Origin of the sequence: Photorhabdus khanii NC19, assembly GCF_000517265.1 — a bacterium.
In the GTDB taxonomy this organism is placed as follows: Bacteria; Pseudomonadota; Gammaproteobacteria; order Enterobacterales; family Enterobacteriaceae; genus Photorhabdus; species Photorhabdus khanii.
Genome location: NZ_AYSJ01000015.1, coordinates 388,525 through 408,663, shown reverse-complemented (window position 1 = coordinate 408,663; position 20,139 = coordinate 388,525). Strand labels below are relative to the sequence as shown.

Sequence of the window (20,139 nt, the reverse complement as noted above, 5' to 3'; positions counted from 1 at the left end):
TTATCAATTAAATCATATGCTACAGATTACCTGGTGGTAACATAGCCACTCTATAAAAAACCCCTTAAGTCACGGATCGTGCCCAGGTTATAATTCTCCAATAATTGTTACGATTTTCTTTTAATCTCAGGGCGGTAATTTTAACATCTCCCTTCTTCGACTGTCGGACTAATCAAGTGATTTAGTTCAAGCAAACAGGAATAACTTTGGCCCTAAACCATTAACAGATCGCAAAAAACGAACTATTGTATCACCTTTCCCGACGGCTGATTATTTTTTGATCTCATGATCACTTTGCAGGATAAAGCCATCGTTATTATTTTTTATTCACAAAGTCGATCACTCATGGCAATCTTAAGCTAAATTCCAGGTTAGCCCACGACATCTCTATACGGTAGTCACATGAAAAAAACTGCTACATTTGCTGTAATAACATTGTTGTCTTTTAGTTCACTCCTACCTGTCTACGCTCAGGATACTTTAGTTAAATTTAAGCCAAGCTCCCCCACGCCACCCGGCTCTCCCCTCTTTATCCAAATATTCAAAGAAGAGCGGATACTGGAGCTATACACTAAAAATAATCATGGAAACTACCAACTGGCTAAAAGCTACCCCATTTGCAATTACTCTGGTGGCCTCGGCCCCAAAACCACAGAAGGTGATTTGAAAAGCCCAGAAGGTTTTTATCGTGTGAAAACCCGTCAGCTCAATCCAAATAGTCGGTATTACCGATCTATTAATCTCGGTTTTCCAAATGAATACGATAAATCCAGAGGCTATTCCGGCAACCATTTAATGATCCACGGCGAGTGTAAATCTGTCGGTTGTTACGCGATGACTAACGGTTACATGGATGAGATCTACCATTATGCAGAAAATGCATTATTGCGCGGACAGTATGAAATTGATATCAGCATTTACCCATTCAGAATGACACCGCAGAATATGTTACGCCACCGCTCATCCTCCCATTATCTGTTTTGGTTGCAATTACAACCGGCCTATGAATATTTTGTCAAAAATAACCGACCAGCAGCAATTAGCGTTATTAATGGTCAATATACGGTTAACGCAACACCTTATAAATCGCCACCTTTGCAGAATCAATCACAATATGCGCTCACCAAGATGAAATAGCGCATAATCACCCGGCGCGATCCGGTTCCAGGACTCATTGCCGGTTAAAGGCTGAGTGACAATGACAGAAACGACATCATCTGGCTGAGTGTGCTGCTGGAAATCAATTTCAACATCCTGATCGAGAAGTTTTGCTTTTCCAAACGGTGCCCGACGGGTAATCCAATAAAGGTTGGTTGAACAATATGCCATCACAAAACACCCGTCTGACAGCAACATATTGAATACCCCCTTTTTCCTGAGTTCATCCGCCAGTGAGGCAATAAAACGAAAAACCGCAGGCCAGTTAGAGGGCGTCCTTGGATATTTTTGTGAAAGTTGATGTAAAATCCAGCAAAAAGCATGTTCACTGTCAGTTTGCCCGACTGGGCGATATTGACCGGTTTTAAGCCACCGATAACCCTTAAGTTGCCCATTATGGGCATAGGTCCAATTGCGCCCCCACATCTCACGGATAAAAGGGTGGGTATTTTCCAACGCAACATTACCCCGATTAGCCTGCCGGATATGCGAGATCACCACTCTGGATTTAATCGGATACTCTTGTACAAAACGGGCAACGGGTGAATGGTAACCTGGTTGATGATCTTTAAATGTGCGACAGCCCCGCCCCTCATAAAAAGTGATCCCCCAACCATCTTTATGGGGTCCGGTATGACCGCCACGCTGAATCAGACCACGTAAACTAAAGCAGATATCTGTTGGCACATTTGCACTCATGCCAAGTAACTCACACATTGCCCACCTCTGTAGCCTGTAAAATCAAGCTCTAACCATCTCTTTTTCAATAAGTTGAATCAGGATATGAATCACTTTGATATGAATTTCCTGAATACGATCTGCATAGCCAGAATGCGGCACACGAATTTCCACATCCGCCGTTCCTGCCATTTTACCGCCATCTTTGCCTGTCAGCGTAATCACTTTCATGCCTTTTAAACGGGCAGCTTCAACTGCTTTGATAATATTGCCGGAATTACCGGAAGTGGAGATACCCAGCAAGACATCCCTTGCTTGCCCGACCGCTTCCACATAACGGGAAAAAACGAATTCATAACCAAAATCATTACTGACGCAGGAAAGATGGCTGACATCAGAAATCGCAATCGCCGGATAGCCTGGACGGTTTTCGCGATAACGGCCTGTCAATTCTTCCGCGAAATGCATCGCATCACAGTGCGAACCGCCATTACCACAGGACAATACCTTACCACCCGCTTTAAATGAATCAGCCAGTAATACCGCTGCTTTCTGAATCGCTTCAATATTTGCATCGTGACTTAAAAACTTTGCCAGCGTATCCGCGGCTTCACTCAATTCACTACGGATCAGATCTTGATACATAAGCTCCTCACTTCAGTCAGGTAATCTTTAATGTTATGCCGGATGGCAGTTTACCGGATCAAGGGCCTTGAAAGAAGACAACATCACATTTCTGGGAAATTAATCCGCTTCCGATTACCACGAGTTTGTGAGCTGCATTGTAATTAAGATGTAAATATATTGCTAAAAACAGCTTCCTGGTCTAAAAAGAGAAGAAGAACACAACAGGTCAGACCTCTGATGACTTACCCTGAGATTAACCAGGAGCTTTTATTATGACCACATTGAGTATCATTCTATTCTTAGTATTGCTTGGGATACTTTGTTATCACAAAGTCAATCTCAGCCTCAGCAGCCTACTGCTCCTTGTCTATACCGTCTTGATGGGCGCTATTGATGCATGGAGCTACTGGATGTTGCTACCCATGGCCATCATTCTGTTCACGCTGAATTTTTCGCCAATTCGTCATTCCTTGCTCACCGTTCCGGCATTAAAAGCCTTCCGTAAAGTGATGCCAAGTCTGTCCCGCACGGAAAAAGAAGCCCTTGATGCCGGTACTACCTGGTGGGAAGGTGATCTGTTCCGGGGCAAACCTGACTGGAAAAAATTGCATGACTATCCAAAGCCTCAGTTAACCGCTGAAGAACAAGCGTTTTTGGATGGACCGGTAGAAGAAGCCTGCCGCATGACCAATGATTTCCAGATAAGCCATGAACTTGCTAATTTACCACCTGAGTTATGGAACTACCTGAAAGAACACCGCTTCTTTGCCATGATTATTAAAAAAGAGTATGGCGGTCTGGAATTCTCAGCCTATGCACAAGCACGGGTATTACAAAAACTGGCAGGTACTTCCGGCATTCTGGCCATCACCGTAGGTGTACCTAACTCGCTTGGCCCAGGTGAATTACTACAACATTATGGCACCGATGAGCAAAAAAACCGTTATTTACCCGGACTGGCCCGTGGTGAAGAGATCCCATGTTTCGCATTGACCAGCCCGGAAGCCGGTTCAGATGCCGGCGCTATCCCGGATACAGGCGTGGTTTGTATGGGAGAATGGCAAGGCGAACAAATTCTGGGTATGCGTCTGACCTGGAACAAGCGTTACATCACCCTTGCCCCTATCGCCACCGTACTTGGTCTGGCTTTCAAACTCTCTGACCCTGACCATTTACTGGGCGATACAAAAGAGTTGGGTATCACCTGTGCCTTGATCCCGACAAATGTACCGGGAGTAGAAATTGGTCATCGCCATTTCCCACTGAACATCCCATTCCAGAATGGTCCGACTCGCGGTAAAGATATTTTTGTCCCAATCGACTATATCATTGGTGGACCAAAAATGGCCGGACAAGGCTGGCGTATGCTGGTTGAATGTCTGTCTGTTGGCCGTGGTATCACCCTGCCGTCAAACGCAACGGGTGGTTTGAAAAGTGTTGCCATGGCGATTGGCGCATACGCTTATATTCGCCGTCAGTTCAAAATGCCAATTGGTAAAATGGAAGGGATTGAAGAGCCACTGGCACGTATTGCCGGTAACGCTTACCTGATGGACGCCGCTTCAACGCTTGCTACAACAGGTATCATGCTGGGCGAGAAACCCTCCGTATTATCGGCTATTGTGAAATATCATTGTACTCACAGAGGCCAGCGTTCAGTTATTGACGCAATGGATATTGCCGGTGGTAAAGGTGTTTGCCTTGGCCCATCCAACTTCGTTGCCCGCGCTTATCAGGGCGCACCTATCGCCATTACCGTTGAAGGCGCTAATATTCTGACTCGCAACATGATTATTTATGGTCAGGGAGCTATTCGCTGTCATCCTTATGTACTTGATGAAATGGCCGCGGTTGAAAATAACCGTATTAAAGATTTTGATAAGGCATTGTTTAGCCACCTCGGTCACGTTGCCAGTAACCTGTTACGCAGCTTCTGGCTTGGTCTGACCAATGGCCGCACCAGCAGCACGCCGGTTAATGATGCAACCCGCCGTTATTATCAACAATTAAACCGTCAGAGTGCCAACCTGGCTCTGTTATCAGATGTGGCAATGGGGGTATTAGGTGGCAGCCTGAAACGCCGTGAACGTGTCTCTGCCCGTCTTGGCGACGTTCTGAGTCAAACCTATTTGGCTTCAGCAACCTTAAAACGTTATGAAGATGAAGGTCGTCAGAAAGAAGATTTACCACTGGTACATTGGGCCGTTCAGGATAGCCTGCATCAAGCAGAACAGGCGATAGACAACTTACTGCGTAACTTCCCGAACCGTCTGGTTGCAGGTCTGATGCGTGCTATTGTCTTCCCATTAGGACGTGTGCATTCAGCGCCATCTGACCATTTAGATCACAAACTGGCACAGCTCTTACAACAGCCTTCCGCTACCCGTGATCGCATCGGCCGTGGTCAGTTCCTGACACCGAGCGAACATAACCCTCACGGATTATTGGAAGAAGCTCTGCACGATATTATTGCCGCAGAACCGATCCACGCCCGTCTAAGCCGCGAAGCGGGTAAACGTCTTGGCTTTACTGGCCTGGATAAACTGGCAGAACAGGCACTGGCAGAATGTAAGATTACGCCAGAAGAGGCTGAAATTCTGAAGCGTGCCGAAGCAAACCGTTTACGTTCTATTAATGTCGATGAGTTTGAACCAGAAGCATTGGCGGTTCCTGTTCAGGACAAAAAACCAAAAACGAAAGCGGCCTGATACTGACAACTAAAGAATGGATGTCATTACGGGACGATACCTTAAGGTATCGTCCCGAGTTGCCAAGGTAGGATTTCGCTTTGCGCAAAAAAATAGACACAGTCAAAAATATCCGATATTTCCTTTGAAAGAGTAGATGAAATTTACTCTCTACAGCACCCTACTCACGATACAGACGACAATCCGCTTGTAATGTCACACCAGCACATCCTTCAACATAGCTTTGTCGAGGCTCAGATCGGCAACCAACTGATTCAGTTGCAATAACTGAACAAATGGTTAAGCATAATTTTTTATCGTAGTTTATTGATACACCAGACAGTTAAACTCATTCAACAGTGGTGCTTATGGACAAATTAAGAGCAATCAACGTCTTCCGGCGTGTTGTGGAACTAGGCAGTTTCAAAGCCGCCGCCCAAGATCTGGGCTTATCCAAGGCTGCTGTCAGTAAAAACATCAATCAGCTTGAAGAGCATCTCAAAAGCCCCCTGATTAACCGAACGACCAGAAACATGCACATAACCGCAAGTGGCAGGAATTACTATCATCAGGTGTGCAACATTCTGGATGAGCTTGAGAATGCTGACTTATCGGTTATGGAAACGTCTCACACTCTGACAGGTTCGATAAAAGTCAGTATTCCAATGTCTATGGGGCTAAAGGCATTAAATCCACTGATATGCCAGTTTATGCATATTCACCCTGGTATTTCTGTAGAAGTTGTCATGATTGATAAATATATCGATCTTATTGAGCATGGAATAGATGTTGCGATACGTGGAGGAGGTGAACTGAGCGATTCCAGCCTTCGCTCCAGGAAACTGATAAAAGTACCCCGAGTCTTATGCGCCTCACCAGCATATATTGAGGCTTCTGAAAAAATACTCATCCCTGAAAATCTCACCTCCCATAACTGCCTTGTCTACAGTTTATCTTCTTCTCCACGACGCTGGATATTTCACAATCAAAATGATGTGAAAGTCGTTGACCTTAAGTCCGGAACCTATGTGGTAAATAACGGGCTTGCACTCAAACAGGCAGCGCTTTCCGGACATGGTGTGATTTTACTGCCTGAATTACTGGTCACTGATGAGCTGCTGTCAGGCAAACTTGTCAGACTACTTCCGGAATGGGAAGCTGACATGCAGGCACTTTATGCCATACAACCCTTTCACAAAGAACGCTCTAACAAGACAAGGGCTTTTATCGATTTCCTTATAAATGCACTAGACAAAACCTGCTGAATATCTGAAAAGTGATCGGTGATTTTAAATGGCAAATCTCCGGTTGAAATAAATGCCAGGCCAACCGGTTTTAAAAAGTCATGGTCAAATCAGAGAAGACCCGATAATTGTTTACTATCAGTGTACAATATTTTCACATAATAGGCGTTTTAATAAACTATCTCTCTCCCTATACTCAGTTCTGCAAATGAACTTATCGGTTACATCAAAATTGAGGAGATGTAGATATGAACAGTTCCGTTACTTCAACATCAGAAAATCTTGTTCTGTCCTATCTTGACGAACGCCAGCCGACCGTTGGCATTGAAAACGTAAACAAGGTCTTATTTTCCATCGGGGTTCTGGTCAGTACAACACCGATCCCTGAAGAAGCCAGACCTATTCTTGAAACGTCAAAAACCCGTGCGCTCACGGAAGAAGAGAGCGAGAAACTGATTTCGCTGTTTCCTTTACACCGAGGAGAACTTCTGGAACAAATCCGACTGGCTGGTCGCCAGCCGGAAGCTCACCGCGGCGGTTTCCTGTCAACGTCGGAAGTCGGTGTTGCACCTTATCCTAAAGTTTACGATATGAAAGCAATCTCGGCTGAAGCCAGAAAAACTGTTCTCGAAAAATTCGGTAAACTGCATGTGAACAGCGCTGAAGACGGGATGGGTATTGATGAAGTCATGACAGTTGTGGCTGGCGGACCGTGGACTTGGTTCTTCCGTCTGCCAGACGGCGTGATTACAAAGCTGTCGGTAGGACGTGTGGAAGCTGGCGATCCTGCTTGGCGTCTCAGCTATCCCGGGCTAGGAATGCATGCTGCGTTTCTGGATGCTGAGGATGGATTGATCGTGGCATTTGCCCACGGACCAAAGCATTTCGTTATGCGCTATGACGAACCCAGTGTTGACGGTGCAGAGATACTGGGCACCAACCCGTGGATTGATTTCAGCGTTGATATCCCGAAATTAATAAAATAACATCCTAATAACGCTTTATTACATCAACGATAATGAAAAGTCTGGCGGATTAATCCGCCAGAAAGATTATAGGTATTTAAACGTTAACAGAGCGTGAAAATAGCTTGGAAAAATAACGATATAAATTGATTTTAGCGTTAAATCACATTAATGGTATAAAAGGGGAATAGTTTAAATCAAACAGTAAAAAGAAGTGCTATCGGACGGATTAAAGCAGTGTAAAACCAGTTTAAATTGACGAATTTAAGATATCACGGTTTTGTATAATAAATGCAATATCATAACGCTGAAAGTGACTCAATTCGTATTCTATTAAATCGTTTATTTCGGATTTTGTTATTCAGATTTTTTATGATTTAATGGTTTAATGAAAAAATTCATTCTCTGATTGAAAACATTATTAATGCCGATGCTTTTTGAAAAATTGCACTTATTAGTCGAATCTGCCACCCATTCATATTTTTATTGTTCCTTCCCCCCAAGAGACATAAGCATTAACAAAGTCGATTTCTGTTTCTTATTTTCCACTGATGATTTATGATGGATAGGTTTTCAATTACTATTCAAAGTCATTGTTTTAACGCCCGGGTTTAATCGACATAAGGTTTTAAAGATTTCTTTCCATTTTTTCGCCTGATTTTTATTAAACTTAATCATCAGGGATATCGTGTTTTACGCTTAAAAAACATTAGATAGTGTCGTCATAAATAAATTCATGTAATAATAACCCCATATTACATGAATGGATTACTTAACCATGAACACACCAGCACACCGCCGTCACGATATTTCTGATCATGTTTTTGTTTACTTGAGCCTCACCTGCCAGGACGTAAGGGCAGCCTNTTGGGAGCATCGCTATGATATCGGTTATTTATTAATGCCGTGTTCTGGATTTTACGGGCAGGTGCACCCTGGCGAGATTTACCGCCCGATTATGGTGACTGGAAAAATACGCATCGCCGTTTTTGTCGGTGGCGTGACAAAGGAATATGGGAAGGATTGCTTGAGCAGCTCATCTCTGAACCGGATTTCGAATGGTTGATGATTGATGCCAGTCACATTAAGGTTCATCCCCATGCCGCAGGCGCANAAGGCGGCAATCAGGATATGGGGCGGACAAAAGGGGGCTCAATACCCAGATACATTTGGCCGTGGATGCGCATGGTATGCCGGTCAGAGCACTTATTACAAGCGGTACCACAGCGGATGGCTCACAAGCTGAGATCTTGATTGAAGGAATAGATGCAGAACACTTACTAGCGGATCGGGGCTATGACAGCAATACAGTGATTGAACAAGCAGAACACCAAGGTATGACAGCGCAAATTCCCAGCCGTAAAAATCGCAAGGTCAAACGAGAATATGACCGGGACCTCTATCGATTCAGGCATTTAGTTGAAAATGCGTTTCTCCATCTTAAACGCTGGCGTGGGATAGCAACCCGTTATGCTAAAAATAGTGCCTCATTTCTTGCCGCTGTTCAGATCCGCTGTCTTGCTCTTTGGTTAAATATCTTATGACGATACTCTCTAGTAACACTCGCTTTATATCTTTATAAACCAATCAGTAAATAGCCCAGGGTTAACGCATGATCGTTTTTATCCATAAGATGACGAATTAACCGTACAAAATAAGCCACGCTTTATTTTTGTTGCAATCTTATCTGTTTGCCGTTATTTATCCACAGCGTCCCGTAATAATGGCCTTATTTATGACTCAGAAAGCCCTGTTTGACTACCTTGAAGCCTTACCTGACCCACGTCAACAAGCAAAATGTTCTCATGTTCTATCTGAGGTCATTTTTATGACACTCTGTGCCATGATGTGTGGTTTTGATACCGGGTCCGAAATTGCCCTCTTTGCTCAGGAACGCCAAAAGATATTGCCGGCCCCTCTTTCTGCAAACAATTTGATAATCAGCATGGTCGCCGGAAACATCGCCGATGCGGGCAATTCCCTGTGGGTGAGCAGATGCCCCATTTGTCAGAAATGGAAAGCAAAGACGATAATAGCAGTCCAATCTGAACGGACAGAAAAAGGACGTGGGCATGATTTTGTCCGATTTTATATCAGTAGCCAGCCAATGAATGCGGAGAAAGCCTTGCAAGCGACACGCTCTCACTGGTCGGTGGAGAATCATTTACACGGGTCACTTGATGTTGCATTTCGAGAAGATAAACTCCAGGCCCGGATGGGATTTGCGGGTGAAAATTTAGCTGTACTAAGAAAATGGATTTTGAACATGCTGAAACAGAATAAATCCCGTAATTTAAGCATGGAAAATAAACGCAGGCTCTGTTGTTTAAATGATGATTATTTATTCGAATCCTTGAGTTTGTTTATATAATGAGCTTTGATGCGTTAGCCCTGGCCTCTTGCTCAGTAAAACCTAATTCAAAAAATATATTATGTCCGGCTGGAGTTGCTCTACGAATTTCAGTGTCAATTTTAGTGGTCATTTAATATTTCTCCGTTGCTGGATAACTGCGTTGTATCTCACTTTAGCGATATCCTTGTCCTGTTTATTCGTTTGTTGAGTTTTTTCTGAAAACTATGTAATACGTAAATAGCTTCATCAAATTTAGCAACATACATAATGCGATAAATACCTGTACTGTCTCTTAGCCGTATTTCTTTTACGCCAGAACCGATATCAGAAAAGGGTTTCCAGTCTTCAGAATCTATTCCACTCTGTATTCTATGAAGCTGATAACCTGCGTCTTTACGTGCGTCTGTAGGAAAAGCTAACAAGTCTTCATAAGAAGAGCCAATCCAGGCAATTTCTTTCTCTGTACCGCTCCTGATTTTCGTCATAGTTTTCCTTCCTTATTTCATTGTATACAATGCTGAAATCATGTGTAATGGGTGAAGTTCGATTATCAACCGATTAGAAAGGACGTTATAAATGTATAGAGTTTTGAATGTGTGCGTATGTTACTATTAGCGTTAGCCATAGCATTAGCTCCAATAATGTTGTGGTTAGAAGCCCGGTTAGTGGTGAGACACTACCGGGCTCTGTTGTTTTTGAAACTCTTTGAATATATACAGGTATATACCTTGTCAATACAAAATAAAAGATCTCCTCAATTTCCGATGAGATTAACAGAGGAATTTCGTTTCCAGCTTGAAGCAGAAATGAAGAAAGATAGTGATACGTCTTTAGCAACATGGATAAAACGAATTTTGCGCAAAGAGCTGCTGGCACGTGGTATTGAACCGAAAGGTTGAATCATTTTGAAATACCAAGAGGCACCCATTCTAAGTGCCTCCTATTTTGAATTGTTAATATGAGTGTCTTAACCCACCGTAATCTGAACAGGTTTCCCTATACGGATTAACATATTAACCAATGCGTCAATGGTGAATTTATTTACTTTTTTATTCACAACGTCAGATACTCTTGGACGAGAAATGTGTAACACCTCTGCTACTTCAGCTTGTTTCATTTTTTCATCCACAATCCATAAAGTAATTTCTTCCATTAACCGTTCTTTAATTTGCAGTGTGTTTTCTATTTCTTGTAAAGAGGTTGTATGAAGTTGTTGAGCCTCTTGCTCAGTAAAACCTAATTCAGAAAATATATTATGTCCGGCTGGAGTTACCCTGCGAATTTCAGTGTCAATTTTAGTAGTCATTTGATATTTCCCCGCTGCTGGATAACTGCGTTGTATCTCACTTTAGCGATATCCTTGTCCTGTCTATTCGTTTGTTTAGTTTTCTTCTGAAAACTATGTAATACGTAAATAGCTTCATCAAATTTAACAACATACATAATGCGATAAATACCAGTGCTGTCTCTTAGCCACATTTCTTTTACACCAGAACCGATGTTAGAAAAGGGTTTCCAGTCTTCAGGATCTATTCCATACTGTATTCTATGAAACTGATAGCCTGCGTCTTTACGTGCGATTTGTAAGAAAGGCTAACAAATCTTCACAATAAGAGCCAATACAGACAATTTCTTTCTCTAGTACCGCTCCTGATTTTTATCATAGTTTCCTTCCTCATTTGATTGTATAAAATTTTATACCACTCCACGCAAAATTACAAATGCAGAATTGAAGGAATTTGAAGCCTCACGAGGAGAAAATGTGCAATAAGTACGCTTCAGACCTCTGACAAACCTTTCTATTTCAAACATTACGTTGAGATTTGGGAGCAAATTGCATCTCGATATCAAGTTGCCCGACGGTTCGTACTACAGATTCAGAGGAAAAATGGGTAAATGGGATAGACTACAGTCATATCTATGACGCTAGTTATGTAAAAATTTTTCAGTAGATGAAACGCAATTACCTCTTCATTTATTGCGCGAATGGGGGAAATTTATCGCGCGTGGCATCATGACGGGTAGTGAATACGGTTTGCCACAGCAGGCGCTGACAGGGAAACCATTTAGCGGTATCAATGTGTTGTTGTGGCAAGCCATGCAGCAGCGGCAGTTGATATCTAACCGCTGGTTAACGGGTGATGAGTTAAGAGCGCTGGGCGGATGTGTGGTTAAAGGTGAAAAGCCGACAACGATTGTCCGCTACCGACCCTCAATATCATTGATGCGTGTGATTAATCTGCAACAGTGCAAAGGATTACCCGCAGAACTTTGGCCGTGATGGCCTTTACCGCCCCGTCCGGCTCCCGGTTTTTCAGCCGTTCTGCAACTGGTCGCTGCCAGTGAGGCATTGGCGTTATTCTCCAGCCAACCATCGTGTCTGAACTATTATCGGATCTCGGTGGCAGAACCGGCTGATACCTGTGAGCCGAATAGATCATCACAATCTGAACGGTTGCTGTTACAGCAGGTGGCGTCTGACCGCGGCTGTGAGGATGAGGATAATGATCCGCCTGACGATAACGTTGTGGCGCTGCCGTTGGCGGCAACTTACCGGGAGCCGAACTCACATAAACAGGCTTTTATCAGACTGTTTAACCAGATTGTGCCACATGAGAATCGCTGGCAGGTATTCAGTGATTTTGTGCATATGGCCGCCTGTTCATTGTACAACGCGTTGTTGCAAGATGATGAATTTGAAGCGGACTATATGCAGCGGGTTAAACGTTATTCCCGTGAAGATGCATTCCGGCTGAGTCGTTTGCTGAGTGAAGTTATTATGGGGCTGGAGTATGAAGTCGGTGATTTTCTAGGGCTGTTTTCATGGCGCTAGAATTAGGTAATGACCATGCTGGCCAGTATCTTACGCCGTTTCCTGCCAGTCATATGATGGCCAAATTACAGCTTGCTGACGGTTTGCCAATGCTGGAATCCGGTGAGCGTGAATATATCACGGTTTCTGACCCAGCTTGTGGTGCTGGTGGAATGATTATTACGATGCATCAGGCCATGTTGGAAATGGGATTGAATCCCCAGCGACTGATGTTGGTGTTTTGTGTTGATATCGATCCGGTTGCCGCGATGATGACGTATATCCAACTGTCGTTGCTGGGTGTCCCGGCCGTGGTCACGGTGGGCAATTCACTCACTAATGTCATGTCTCAGCAAATGGTGACGCCAATGTACCATTTAGGATTCTGGTAGTTCAAACGTCAGCGTCAGGAAACTGAAGATGAAATAGCGATGCGCAAGGCCAGCTGACACAGGGGGAAAATACCCAGCGAGTTCCTTCGCGGTAATATGCAGATGGACAGTATGACCTGGGATAACCTGCTGGATGAATATTTTTTTGCCAAAATCTTGCGGCCGGATATTGAGTCAAGTTATCGCAAGGTGGCGAATACATTTCTGGTGTTTACAGGTGTAGACAATCGGCCTGCTCAAGTGACCCGACAGCAGGTTCTGGCATGGCGCAGATATGTGTTGCATCAGCGCGGACTGAAAGGTGTGACCTGGAACAGTAAGATTGCGCATATGCGGGCGGTGTTCAATTTTGCGATAGAAGGAAAAATACTGCCCCAAACGGAAAACCCATTTAATGGTGTGGTGGTTAATGCGAACAAGAATAAAAAGAAAACATTGACCCAAAAACAACTGACAGCCTTGTATCTCACGATGGGGCAATTCGGAGACGGGAGCGCGATGGGGGTACCATCGTGCCTGCTGTGCATTATATCCGACCTGGTACTGGCTGACGGTACTGGATACGTTGCGTTATACCGGGATGCGGCAAAATCAGTTGTTACATGTCCGGCTCGGGGATATTGACCTGAATGAGCGTCGGATTATTCTTTGCTCCGAGGGGAGTAAGAACCATTATGAACATCAGGTGCCGGTGGTGAAATGGTTATATCCGCGACTGGAGATTTTGCTGGAACGGGCGCAAGCCGCCGGGGCAAAACTGAGTGATCTCCTGTTCTGTGTGAATTATTTTACCGCCAAAACCGACCGAGGAAATGAAACTGATCAATTACATACGATAAAATCATTTTTTCGGCGCTTGTCAAAGGAGTGTGGATTTGATGTGGGCCCCCCCCGTTTCCGGCATACTTTGGCAACTGAACTGATGAAAGCGCCTGATCGTAATTTGCAAATGGTGCGCGGATTATTGGGACACCACAGTATTGCCACGACGATGGAATATATTGATATCAATCTGGATATTGCCGGGCGTGCGCTGGAACGCGAATTGATGCAATCTCCCATAACTGACCTTCTTCTGAACAATTAGGAAAATTGAGTAACCGACATACAACATCGTGTTAATTAATTCGTTGATTTTGGTTTGGATGGCTTGACAGTTGCAATAGAACTTGTAAGTATTGCGTTCCAGCGCGAAAGGGATGCCTAAATTTTCAGGCATCCTAGCTTGGTAACCCTTATGTTCAATTCAATATCAAAGTACTGAAAAGCTAAACTGACTACAGTTATACATTCGAGTTCTTGCATTGGTCGCCCATTAAGTTTTCATCTCCTAACAAGCGCACTTTAAATTGGTGCCCGGAGGCGGAATCGAACCACCGACACGAGGATTTTCAATCCTCTGCTCTACCGACTGAGCTATCCGGGCAACGGGGCGCATTAAACCGTATTCAGTAGAACCCGTCAATATATTTCTTTTGAAATAGTGATTCGTGCTCTGAAATTACTCGATTAGTTAAAAATATAGGCAAAAAAATAACAGAGAGTAGAAAAATTGCTCTCCGTTATTTTCTTAATATTTTAATGTTTCAATGATGATAGCCTTTCTGGGCAGTATTGACTTTCATCAAGTAGCGGCGTGATTCTGCCGATGGGTGTTTAGTTGTCAGGGTTTCATAAATATCACCCGGTGCCATGCTGTTGATGATTTGAGCCGCTTTTTTCTTATCGCTGGAGAATACCCGTAATACACTGCCTGCACCGCCATTGTAAGCGGTTATCACCGCATAACGGCGGGAAGTTGCGTTAGTAATGCCACCTAGGTAACTGTTTTGTAATATCGATAAGTATGCCGTGCCGGCATCAATATTATTTTCTGGATCAAATAGATACCTACGGCTTGGTTGGCCTGCTTTGCCTTTCATCTTAAAGACATCACGGCCAGCGGTATGTTGTACAACCTGCATCAGTCCAAGTGCATCAGAGCGGCTGACGGCATATGGGTTAAAGCTGGATTCTATTTGCATGATTGCCAAAATCAGAGATTCATCTATACCATATTTGATGGAAGCTTGGCGAATCAGTGGTAAATATTTATGAGCGCGTTTATCTAAATGGTTTGGTACCAGTTGCATAGTGACAGACCAAATAACATGTAAACCAGATTGGCGTTTTTGTAATTTGTTGGTAAGCAGATAATCTGCAAAATGTGTTGCCCGCCATTCCCAACGGATCGGCTGGCCGTTATTGTCCATAACCTGCCCGTAAAGAAAGGGTTCTTTACTGATCTGAATGTCGTTAATATCAGAATAGAGATCAACAGAACCTGGATCATCACCCATTAATAAGGTGGTGATAATGGCCTTGCTCAAATATGTTGTGGGGTCTGTCGGAGAAATTGTCTCAATAGTGATCGTTCCGGCCTCAAAGTTGATATGGCTGCGGGTCTGGTATTGATCGGTATATTTGACGTAATCTTTTGGGCCTGCAATTAATACTTCGTGCAACCCCCAAATGTTTTCAATGTTGTGGGCAAATTGGCCCATCAAAATATCAAAGCCATTAGTGTCTTTTATATATTTTTCGTTGTATTTGGTATCTTTAGTACTGGTACAGGAAACGAGCAGTGGGGCAATAACAAACAGCGCTAACAGTTTTTTCATCTTACATTGCCATCTGGTGTTGAATACAACATCAGAGCCAGCGGCTCTGATGAAAGCTGAATATTATTTTTCTGGTGGGGTATATCCGTCAATTTGAATATCATGACCTTCGAACAGAAATTTAACCATTTCTTGTTCAAGCAATTTACGATCTTCCGGATTCATGGTGCTAAGTTTTTTCTCATTGATCAACATGGTTTGTTTACTCATCCACTGTCCCCACGCTTCTTTGGAAATTTCATTGAAAATGCGTTTACCCAACTCTCCCGGATAAAGCTGAAAATCCAGCCCCTTGGCTTCACGTTGTAAGAAAGTACAAAAAACAGTTCTGCTCATAATAAATCCTCAAAATAGCGGGTATGGGATTCAGCTCAGTTGTTGCAACAGATATTCAACTGGTGCTGCCAGCCCAACAGTCGCGGGTTGCTGTAAGTTATACCAAAGTCCTCTATTTTCATCCATGCAAGCGGCAAAAGATAAAATATTTATTTTTATCGGCACAATATCCAGATGAAAATGGCTAAATGTGTGGCGGAATGCGGTTAGTTGCTCCTGTTTACTGTGAGAAATACCGGATTGCTCCAGCCAGTTATTCAGCAAATCCAGGCTTTCAAACTGAGGAAACGCAAATAATCCCCCCCAGATCCCAGTTGGTGGGCGCTGTTCCAGCCAGACTGTGTTGTTATTCTGCATTAGCAGGAAATAAGCTGTTTTTTCAGGAATGCTCTGCTTAGGTTTTTTACCCGGGTATTTTGTCCAGCTATGGTTAGCATAGGCGATACATCCCTGCTTTAATGGGCAGATTTCACATTTTGGCTTGCTACGGGTGCAAACCATTGCCCCTAAATCCATCATCGCCTGATTAAAATATTCCACTTCTTTTGCTGGCGTTACATTGGTGCTGATTTGCCAGAGGTGACTTTCAACCTCTTTTTTACCCGGCCAACCTTCTACTGCATAACAGCGGGCCAATACTCGCTTAACATTGCCATCAAGAATCGGGAAATGCTTACCCTGAGAAAGCGAAAGGATTGCACCGGCGGTTGAACGGCCGACGCCAGGCAGGGCAACAACATCATCAAATGTTGTTGGGAATTCGTCATGATGTCGTTCCACAATCTGTTGCGCTGCTTTATGTAAATTACGGGCGCGGGCGTAGTAACCAAGACCGGTCCATAAATGAAGAACTTCATCAAGCGGTGCGGCAGCAAGCGAAGCTACATCAGGAAAACGTGAAATAAAGCGCTGAAAATAGGGAATGACTGTTGCAACCTGGGTTTGTTGCAACATCACTTCTGAAAGCCAGACGTGATAAGACGTTTTTTCCAGTTGCCAAGGCAGGGTTTTACGACCGTAACGATGGTACCAATCCAGTACCACTTTAGAGAATTGCTTTGCTTCCATCATTGGGATAATTATCTTTAGGGAATATCAGTGTTTCGTGAACAGGATTGCAACATAGTGTTACCTCGCTGTAAACCGGAACTTTGTTTTCGCGGCACTGCCCAATCTGGGATTAAAATTGTACTTGTCACTATTGGACTTGCTAAAATCGCCCATCTTTGGATAATGCGCTCTCTTTAGGTGGTTTGCCGGTAAAGCAGCCATAAGCGCCTGAATAAACGCCTTTAAAACTGACAGAAATATCATGATAAATAACGTAATTTCGCCGGAATTTGATGAAAATGGCAGGCCATTGCGCCGTGTTAGGAGTTTTGTTCGTCGTCAAGGCAGGTTAACTAATCGTCAGCAACAAGCACTTGATGATCTCTGGCCAAAAGTGGGTGTTGAATATCAGGCGGAAAAGCTGGATATGGCGGCACTTTTTGGGCGTGAAGCCCCCATTGTACTGGAAATTGGTTTTGGCATGGGAGCATCACTTGTCACTATGGCAAGCCAGAATCCCGAAAAAAACTTTCTTGGGATTGAAGTTCATGTACCTGGTATTGGTGCTTGCCTGGCTTCTGCTGAAGGTGAAAATATCAGTAACTTGCGGGTGATGTGTCATGACGCTATTGAAGTGTTGGAAAAAATGATCCCGGAAAACAGTCTGGAAATGGTACAGCTTTTCTTTCCGGATCCGTGGCATAAAGCGCGTCATAATAAACGCAGGATTGTCCAGCCGCCATTTGCTGAACTGATAAAAAGTAAGTTGAACGTGAGTGGTGTATTCCATATGGCGACTGATTGGCAGCCATATGCTGAACATATGTTGGAAGTGATGAATGGCGTAGATAATTACCTTAATTTGTCTGAGAATGGTGATTATGTTTCGCGTCCATCTTCACGCCCGGTAACGAAATTTGAATTGCGCGGTCAGCGGTTGGGGCATGGCGTGTGGGATATCATGTTTAAGAGGGTTAAGTAATGGCTAAAAACCGCAGTCGTCGTTTGCGTAAAAAGATGCATATTGATGAATTCAAAGAAATGGGCTTTTCTGTTAAGTGGAGCTTCCCGTCGAATACACCTATAGATGTTATTGACAGCACTGTTGATGCATTTATTGATGAGCTGATTGAATCTAATGGTTTAGCGCTGGATGCCAGTGGTTACCTGCATTGGGAAGGTTTAATCTGCCTGCAAAAAGTTGGTATGTGTACAGAAGAACACCGCCAATTGGTTGAGAAATGGCTGACGGATCGTGGTATGGAAGATGTCATGACCTCTGAACTGTTTGATGTTTGGTGGGATTGAATAACATATCGCTGTAAAATAGCCTGAGTGAATAACAACAGGGGCACCTTTAATAGGTGTCCCTGTCAGGAGTAAAATCAGTGAGTACAACGTTTTCTAACACGTTATTGTCGGATATTTTGCGACAAGTTCGCCCCCTGATTGGCCAAGGGAAAGTGGCAAGTTATATTCCTGCATTGGCAGAAGTTCCTGCTGATAATCTGGCAATAGCTATTTGCACCATTAATGGGCAGATATTTCATGCCGGAGATGCTGAGAAGCGTTTTTCGATTCAATCTATTTCTAAGATATTGAGCCTGACCTTAGCGATGACACGTTATCAGGAACAGGAAATCTGGCAGCGGGTCGGACAGGAGCCTTCCGGTCAGCCATTTAATTCATTAGTTCAGTTAGAACTGGAAAAAGGCAAACCCCGTAACCCTTTTATTAACGCGGGTGCGTTAATTGTGTGTGACATGTTGCAGTCGCGGTTGAGCGCACCTAAGCAACGCATGTTGGAGGTTGTACGTAAACTTGCTGGTTGCCCTGATATCTGTTACGACAACAAAGTTGCCCGTTCTGAAATGGAACATTCTCATCGAAATGCGGCAATTGCCTATCTGATGAAATCCTTCGGTAATTTCGATAACGATGTGCTTGCTGTACTGCAAACTTATTTCCATTATTGTGCTTTGAAAATGAACTGTATTGAACTTGCCAAGTGTTTCGTTTATTTGGCTAATCAGGGAAGCACGATAGGTTCTGAACAGCAGATCTTAAGCCCGCGTCAGGCACGACAGATTAATGCGTTGATGATGACCTGTGGTATGTATGATGGTTCCGGTGAATTTGCATTCAGGATTGGTATGCCGGGAAAATCTGGCGTTGGTGGTGGGATCGTATGTGTTGTGCCGGGAGAGTTGACGGTTGCTGTCTGGTCACCGGAATTGGATCGATCGGGGAACTCTTTAGCGGGTTGTGCTGCCTTAGAACTGTTAGCCGATCGTGTCGGGCGATCCGTTTTTTAACTTTCAGGTGGTTTTCTTAGGAGAAAATATGTTACGCAAAACTATCATTGCTGTATCTTTGCTATTTGTTGCTCAGGCTCAGGCTGGTTATGAATGCCAGGTAAATCCGCAGAATGACATTATTATTACTTCTCAATCTGTTCAGGTTGTGGGAGCAAGCGGTAATCTCCAGATTTCACCTGATGGTTCGGTTATCCGTGATGGTAAGAATCTGAACTTAAATACGGAACAGCGTCGGAAAGCACAACATTATCAGCGAGCTTTGCGGCAGGATTTGCCCTGGATTAAGCAAGAAACCAGTAACCATCTAATAACTGCCCGTAAATCTTTGGATAAAGTGGTGGTGGAGACTATGGGGAAGGACAGTAATGTGCGTAGCCGGTTGTCTGATCTTGAATCAGGGCTTAATAAACAGATAAGCCGAATTATTGAAACCCGCTCAGAGGGTATAGCATTTCATCATCAGGCGATTAAACAGGTTGAAAAAGAGAGCCGTAGCTTAATTGAACAGAGCCTTGGTGGCGTGTTACAAGACAGCATTAATGAGATTGGTAATAAACAATTCAGTTTGAATGGTGATAATAATCAGGCATTGCAATCTTTGCTTGGTAGCTTAGGTGGGTTGCAGAATAATTTGAAAGCTGAATGGAAAACTCAGGAAGAAGATTTCCAGCGTTTTGGTAAAGAGGTTTGTGGTAAAGTCAGCGGCCTTGAACAACAAAGAATTGAATTACTGAATTCTATTAAGTAATCCCCAATAATTACAAATAAGAATCAATTTGAAATTGATTCTTATTTAGATTGACATATTTTTCCCGCCACCTAGAATGCAGATTGTTACTAATATCCTTTCTTGGAGCGC

22 protein-coding genes, 1 tRNA gene and 2 pseudogenes are annotated in these 20,139 nt (G+C 43.6%); 16 read left to right on the top strand and 9 right to left on the bottom strand.

Features of this window, described 5'->3' with window-relative positions:
* Positions 1-402 precede the first annotated feature (402 nt).
* On the top strand, positions 403-1,137 hold the full coding sequence (locus PTE_RS20560; protein WP_036850029.1) for a L,D-transpeptidase family protein: 735 nt from the start codon (positions 403-405) through the stop codon (positions 1,135-1,137).
* On the opposite strand, the gene PTE_RS20555 is transcribed toward PTE_RS20560, so the two are convergent.
* Together PTE_RS20555 and lpcA are read right to left on the bottom strand one after the other, a co-directional pair.
* Entirely contained in the window at positions 1,108-1,875 is a 768-nt protein-coding gene (locus tag PTE_RS20555; RefSeq protein ID WP_036850026.1) for a class II glutamine amidotransferase, read from the bottom strand. The genes PTE_RS20560 and PTE_RS20555 overlap by 30 nt on opposite strands.
* Positions 1,876-1,899: 24 nt before the next feature.
* Complete coding sequence (gene lpcA, locus PTE_RS20550) at positions 1,900-2,481, bottom strand: D-sedoheptulose 7-phosphate isomerase (RefSeq protein WP_036850023.1); 582 nt, start codon at positions 2,479-2,481, stop codon at positions 1,900-1,902.
* Positions 2,482-2,735: 254 nt separating this feature from the next.
* Here lpcA and fadE point away from each other — a divergent pair, with 254 nt between their 5' ends.
* From fadE to PTE_RS22985, 5 genes and pseudogenes are all read left to right on the top strand, one after another.
* Positions 2,736-5,171, top strand: coding sequence for an acyl-CoA dehydrogenase FadE (gene fadE / locus PTE_RS20545; RefSeq protein WP_036850020.1), 2,436 nt, complete (start codon positions 2,736-2,738; stop codon positions 5,169-5,171).
* 347 nt (positions 5,172-5,518) lie between these two features.
* Positions 5,519-6,415: a LysR family transcriptional regulator gene (locus PTE_RS20540; RefSeq protein ID WP_036850017.1), complete on the top strand. Its 897-nt coding sequence runs from the start codon at positions 5,519-5,521 to the stop codon at positions 6,413-6,415.
* A gap of 227 nt (positions 6,416-6,642) precedes the next feature.
* Positions 6,643-7,380, top strand: a complete 738-nt coding sequence (locus PTE_RS20535; protein WP_198539213.1) for a hypothetical protein — start codon at positions 6,643-6,645, stop codon at positions 7,378-7,380.
* 757 nt (positions 7,381-8,137) lie between these two features.
* Positions 8,138-8,903: pseudogene (locus PTE_RS24710) on the top strand (IS5 family transposase).
* A 191-nt stretch (positions 8,904-9,094) separates the two neighbouring features.
* Positions 9,095-9,730, top strand: a complete 636-nt coding sequence (locus PTE_RS22985; protein ID WP_051477491.1) for an ISAs1 family transposase — start codon at positions 9,095-9,097, stop codon at positions 9,728-9,730.
* A gap of 108 nt (positions 9,731-9,838) precedes the next feature.
* On the opposite strand, the pseudogene PTE_RS20515 reads toward PTE_RS22985, so the two are convergent.
* Positions 9,839-10,197 (bottom strand): annotated as a pseudogene (locus PTE_RS20515) (type II toxin-antitoxin system RelE/ParE family toxin).
* A gap of 117 nt (positions 10,198-10,314) precedes the next feature.
* Here PTE_RS20515 and PTE_RS25880 point away from each other — a divergent pair.
* Positions 10,315-10,611 carry a hypothetical protein gene (locus PTE_RS25880; RefSeq protein WP_036850012.1) on the top strand — a complete coding sequence of 99 codons (297 nt, stop codon included), beginning with the start codon at positions 10,315-10,317 and terminating at the stop codon, positions 10,609-10,611.
* 68 nt (positions 10,612-10,679) lie between these two features.
* Here the strand turns inward: PTE_RS25880 and PTE_RS20505 are convergent, their stop codons facing one another.
* Positions 10,680-11,018 (bottom strand): helix-turn-helix domain-containing protein, encoded by a 339-nt coding sequence (locus tag PTE_RS20505; protein WP_036850009.1) that lies wholly within the window; start codon positions 11,016-11,018, stop codon positions 10,680-10,682.
* Positions 11,015-11,245, bottom strand: a complete 231-nt coding sequence (locus tag PTE_RS20500; RefSeq protein WP_245219082.1) for a type II toxin-antitoxin system RelE/ParE family toxin — start codon at positions 11,243-11,245, stop codon at positions 11,015-11,017. Before PTE_RS20500 ends, PTE_RS20505 begins: the two co-directional genes overlap by 4 nt.
* Positions 11,246-11,726: 481 nt before the next feature.
* Between PTE_RS20500 and PTE_RS26700 the strand changes: the two genes are divergently transcribed.
* The 5 genes from PTE_RS26700 (at position 11,727) to PTE_RS27380 (ending at position 14,003) form a co-directional block, all read left to right on the top strand.
* On the top strand, positions 11,727-11,993 hold the full coding sequence (locus PTE_RS26700; RefSeq protein ID WP_036850003.1) for an ArdC-like ssDNA-binding domain-containing protein: 267 nt from the start codon (positions 11,727-11,729) through the stop codon (positions 11,991-11,993).
* Between the two features lie 120 nt (positions 11,994-12,113).
* On the top strand, positions 12,114-12,545 hold the full coding sequence (locus tag PTE_RS26695) for a hypothetical protein (RefSeq protein ID WP_241826195.1): 432 nt from the start codon (positions 12,114-12,116) through the stop codon (positions 12,543-12,545).
* Complete coding sequence (locus tag PTE_RS26690; protein WP_241826196.1) at positions 12,536-12,916, top strand: N-6 DNA methylase; 381 nt, start codon at positions 12,536-12,538, stop codon at positions 12,914-12,916. The genes PTE_RS26695 and PTE_RS26690 overlap by 10 nt, the downstream gene beginning before the upstream one ends.
* Before the next feature lie 102 nt (positions 12,917-13,018).
* Positions 13,019-13,540 carry a hypothetical protein gene (locus PTE_RS27385; RefSeq protein ID WP_422615343.1) on the top strand — a complete coding sequence of 174 codons (522 nt, stop codon included), beginning with the start codon at positions 13,019-13,021 and terminating at the stop codon, positions 13,538-13,540.
* Positions 13,482-14,003: a site-specific integrase gene (locus PTE_RS27380; protein ID WP_422615339.1), complete on the top strand. Its 522-nt coding sequence runs from the start codon at positions 13,482-13,484 to the stop codon at positions 14,001-14,003. Before PTE_RS27385 ends, PTE_RS27380 begins: the two co-directional genes overlap by 59 nt.
* Before the next feature lie 263 nt (positions 14,004-14,266).
* Here PTE_RS27380 and PTE_RS20480 read toward each other — a convergent pair.
* The 4 genes from PTE_RS20480 to mutY all read right to left on the bottom strand — a co-directional run bounded on the left by PTE_RS20480 (position 14,267) and on the right by mutY (position 16,983).
* Positions 14,267-14,342 (bottom strand) — tRNA-Phe (locus PTE_RS20480).
* Between the two features lie 160 nt (positions 14,343-14,502).
* Entirely contained in the window at positions 14,503-15,576 is a 1,074-nt protein-coding gene (mltC, locus tag PTE_RS20475; protein WP_036850000.1) for a membrane-bound lytic murein transglycosylase MltC, read from the bottom strand.
* Between the two features lie 63 nt (positions 15,577-15,639).
* Complete coding sequence (locus PTE_RS20470) at positions 15,640-15,912, bottom strand: oxidative damage protection protein (protein ID WP_036849997.1); 273 nt, start codon at positions 15,910-15,912, stop codon at positions 15,640-15,642.
* A gap of 30 nt (positions 15,913-15,942) precedes the next feature.
* A complete protein-coding gene (mutY, locus tag PTE_RS20465) occupies positions 15,943-16,983 on the bottom strand; it encodes an A/G-specific adenine glycosylase (RefSeq protein WP_036849995.1) in 1,041 nt (346 codons plus the stop codon).
* A gap of 241 nt (positions 16,984-17,224) precedes the next feature.
* Between mutY and trmB the strand changes: the two genes are divergently transcribed.
* From trmB to PTE_RS20440, 4 genes are all read left to right on the top strand, one after another.
* Positions 17,225-17,944: a tRNA (guanosine(46)-N7)-methyltransferase TrmB gene (trmB, locus tag PTE_RS20455; protein WP_036849992.1), complete on the top strand. Its 720-nt coding sequence runs from the start codon at positions 17,225-17,227 to the stop codon at positions 17,942-17,944.
* Positions 17,944-18,270 (top strand): YggL family protein, encoded by a 327-nt coding sequence (locus PTE_RS20450; protein WP_036849990.1) that lies wholly within the window; start codon positions 17,944-17,946, stop codon positions 18,268-18,270. Before trmB ends, PTE_RS20450 begins: the two co-directional genes overlap by 1 nt.
* 80 nt (positions 18,271-18,350) lie before the next feature.
* On the top strand, positions 18,351-19,277 hold the full coding sequence (glsB, locus tag PTE_RS20445; RefSeq protein ID WP_036849988.1) for a glutaminase B: 927 nt from the start codon (positions 18,351-18,353) through the stop codon (positions 19,275-19,277).
* Positions 19,278-19,305: 28 nt separating this feature from the next.
* Positions 19,306-20,028 carry a YggN family protein gene (locus tag PTE_RS20440; RefSeq protein WP_036849986.1) on the top strand — a complete coding sequence of 241 codons (723 nt, stop codon included), beginning with the start codon at positions 19,306-19,308 and terminating at the stop codon, positions 20,026-20,028.
* Positions 20,029-20,139: the final 111 nt, after the last annotated feature.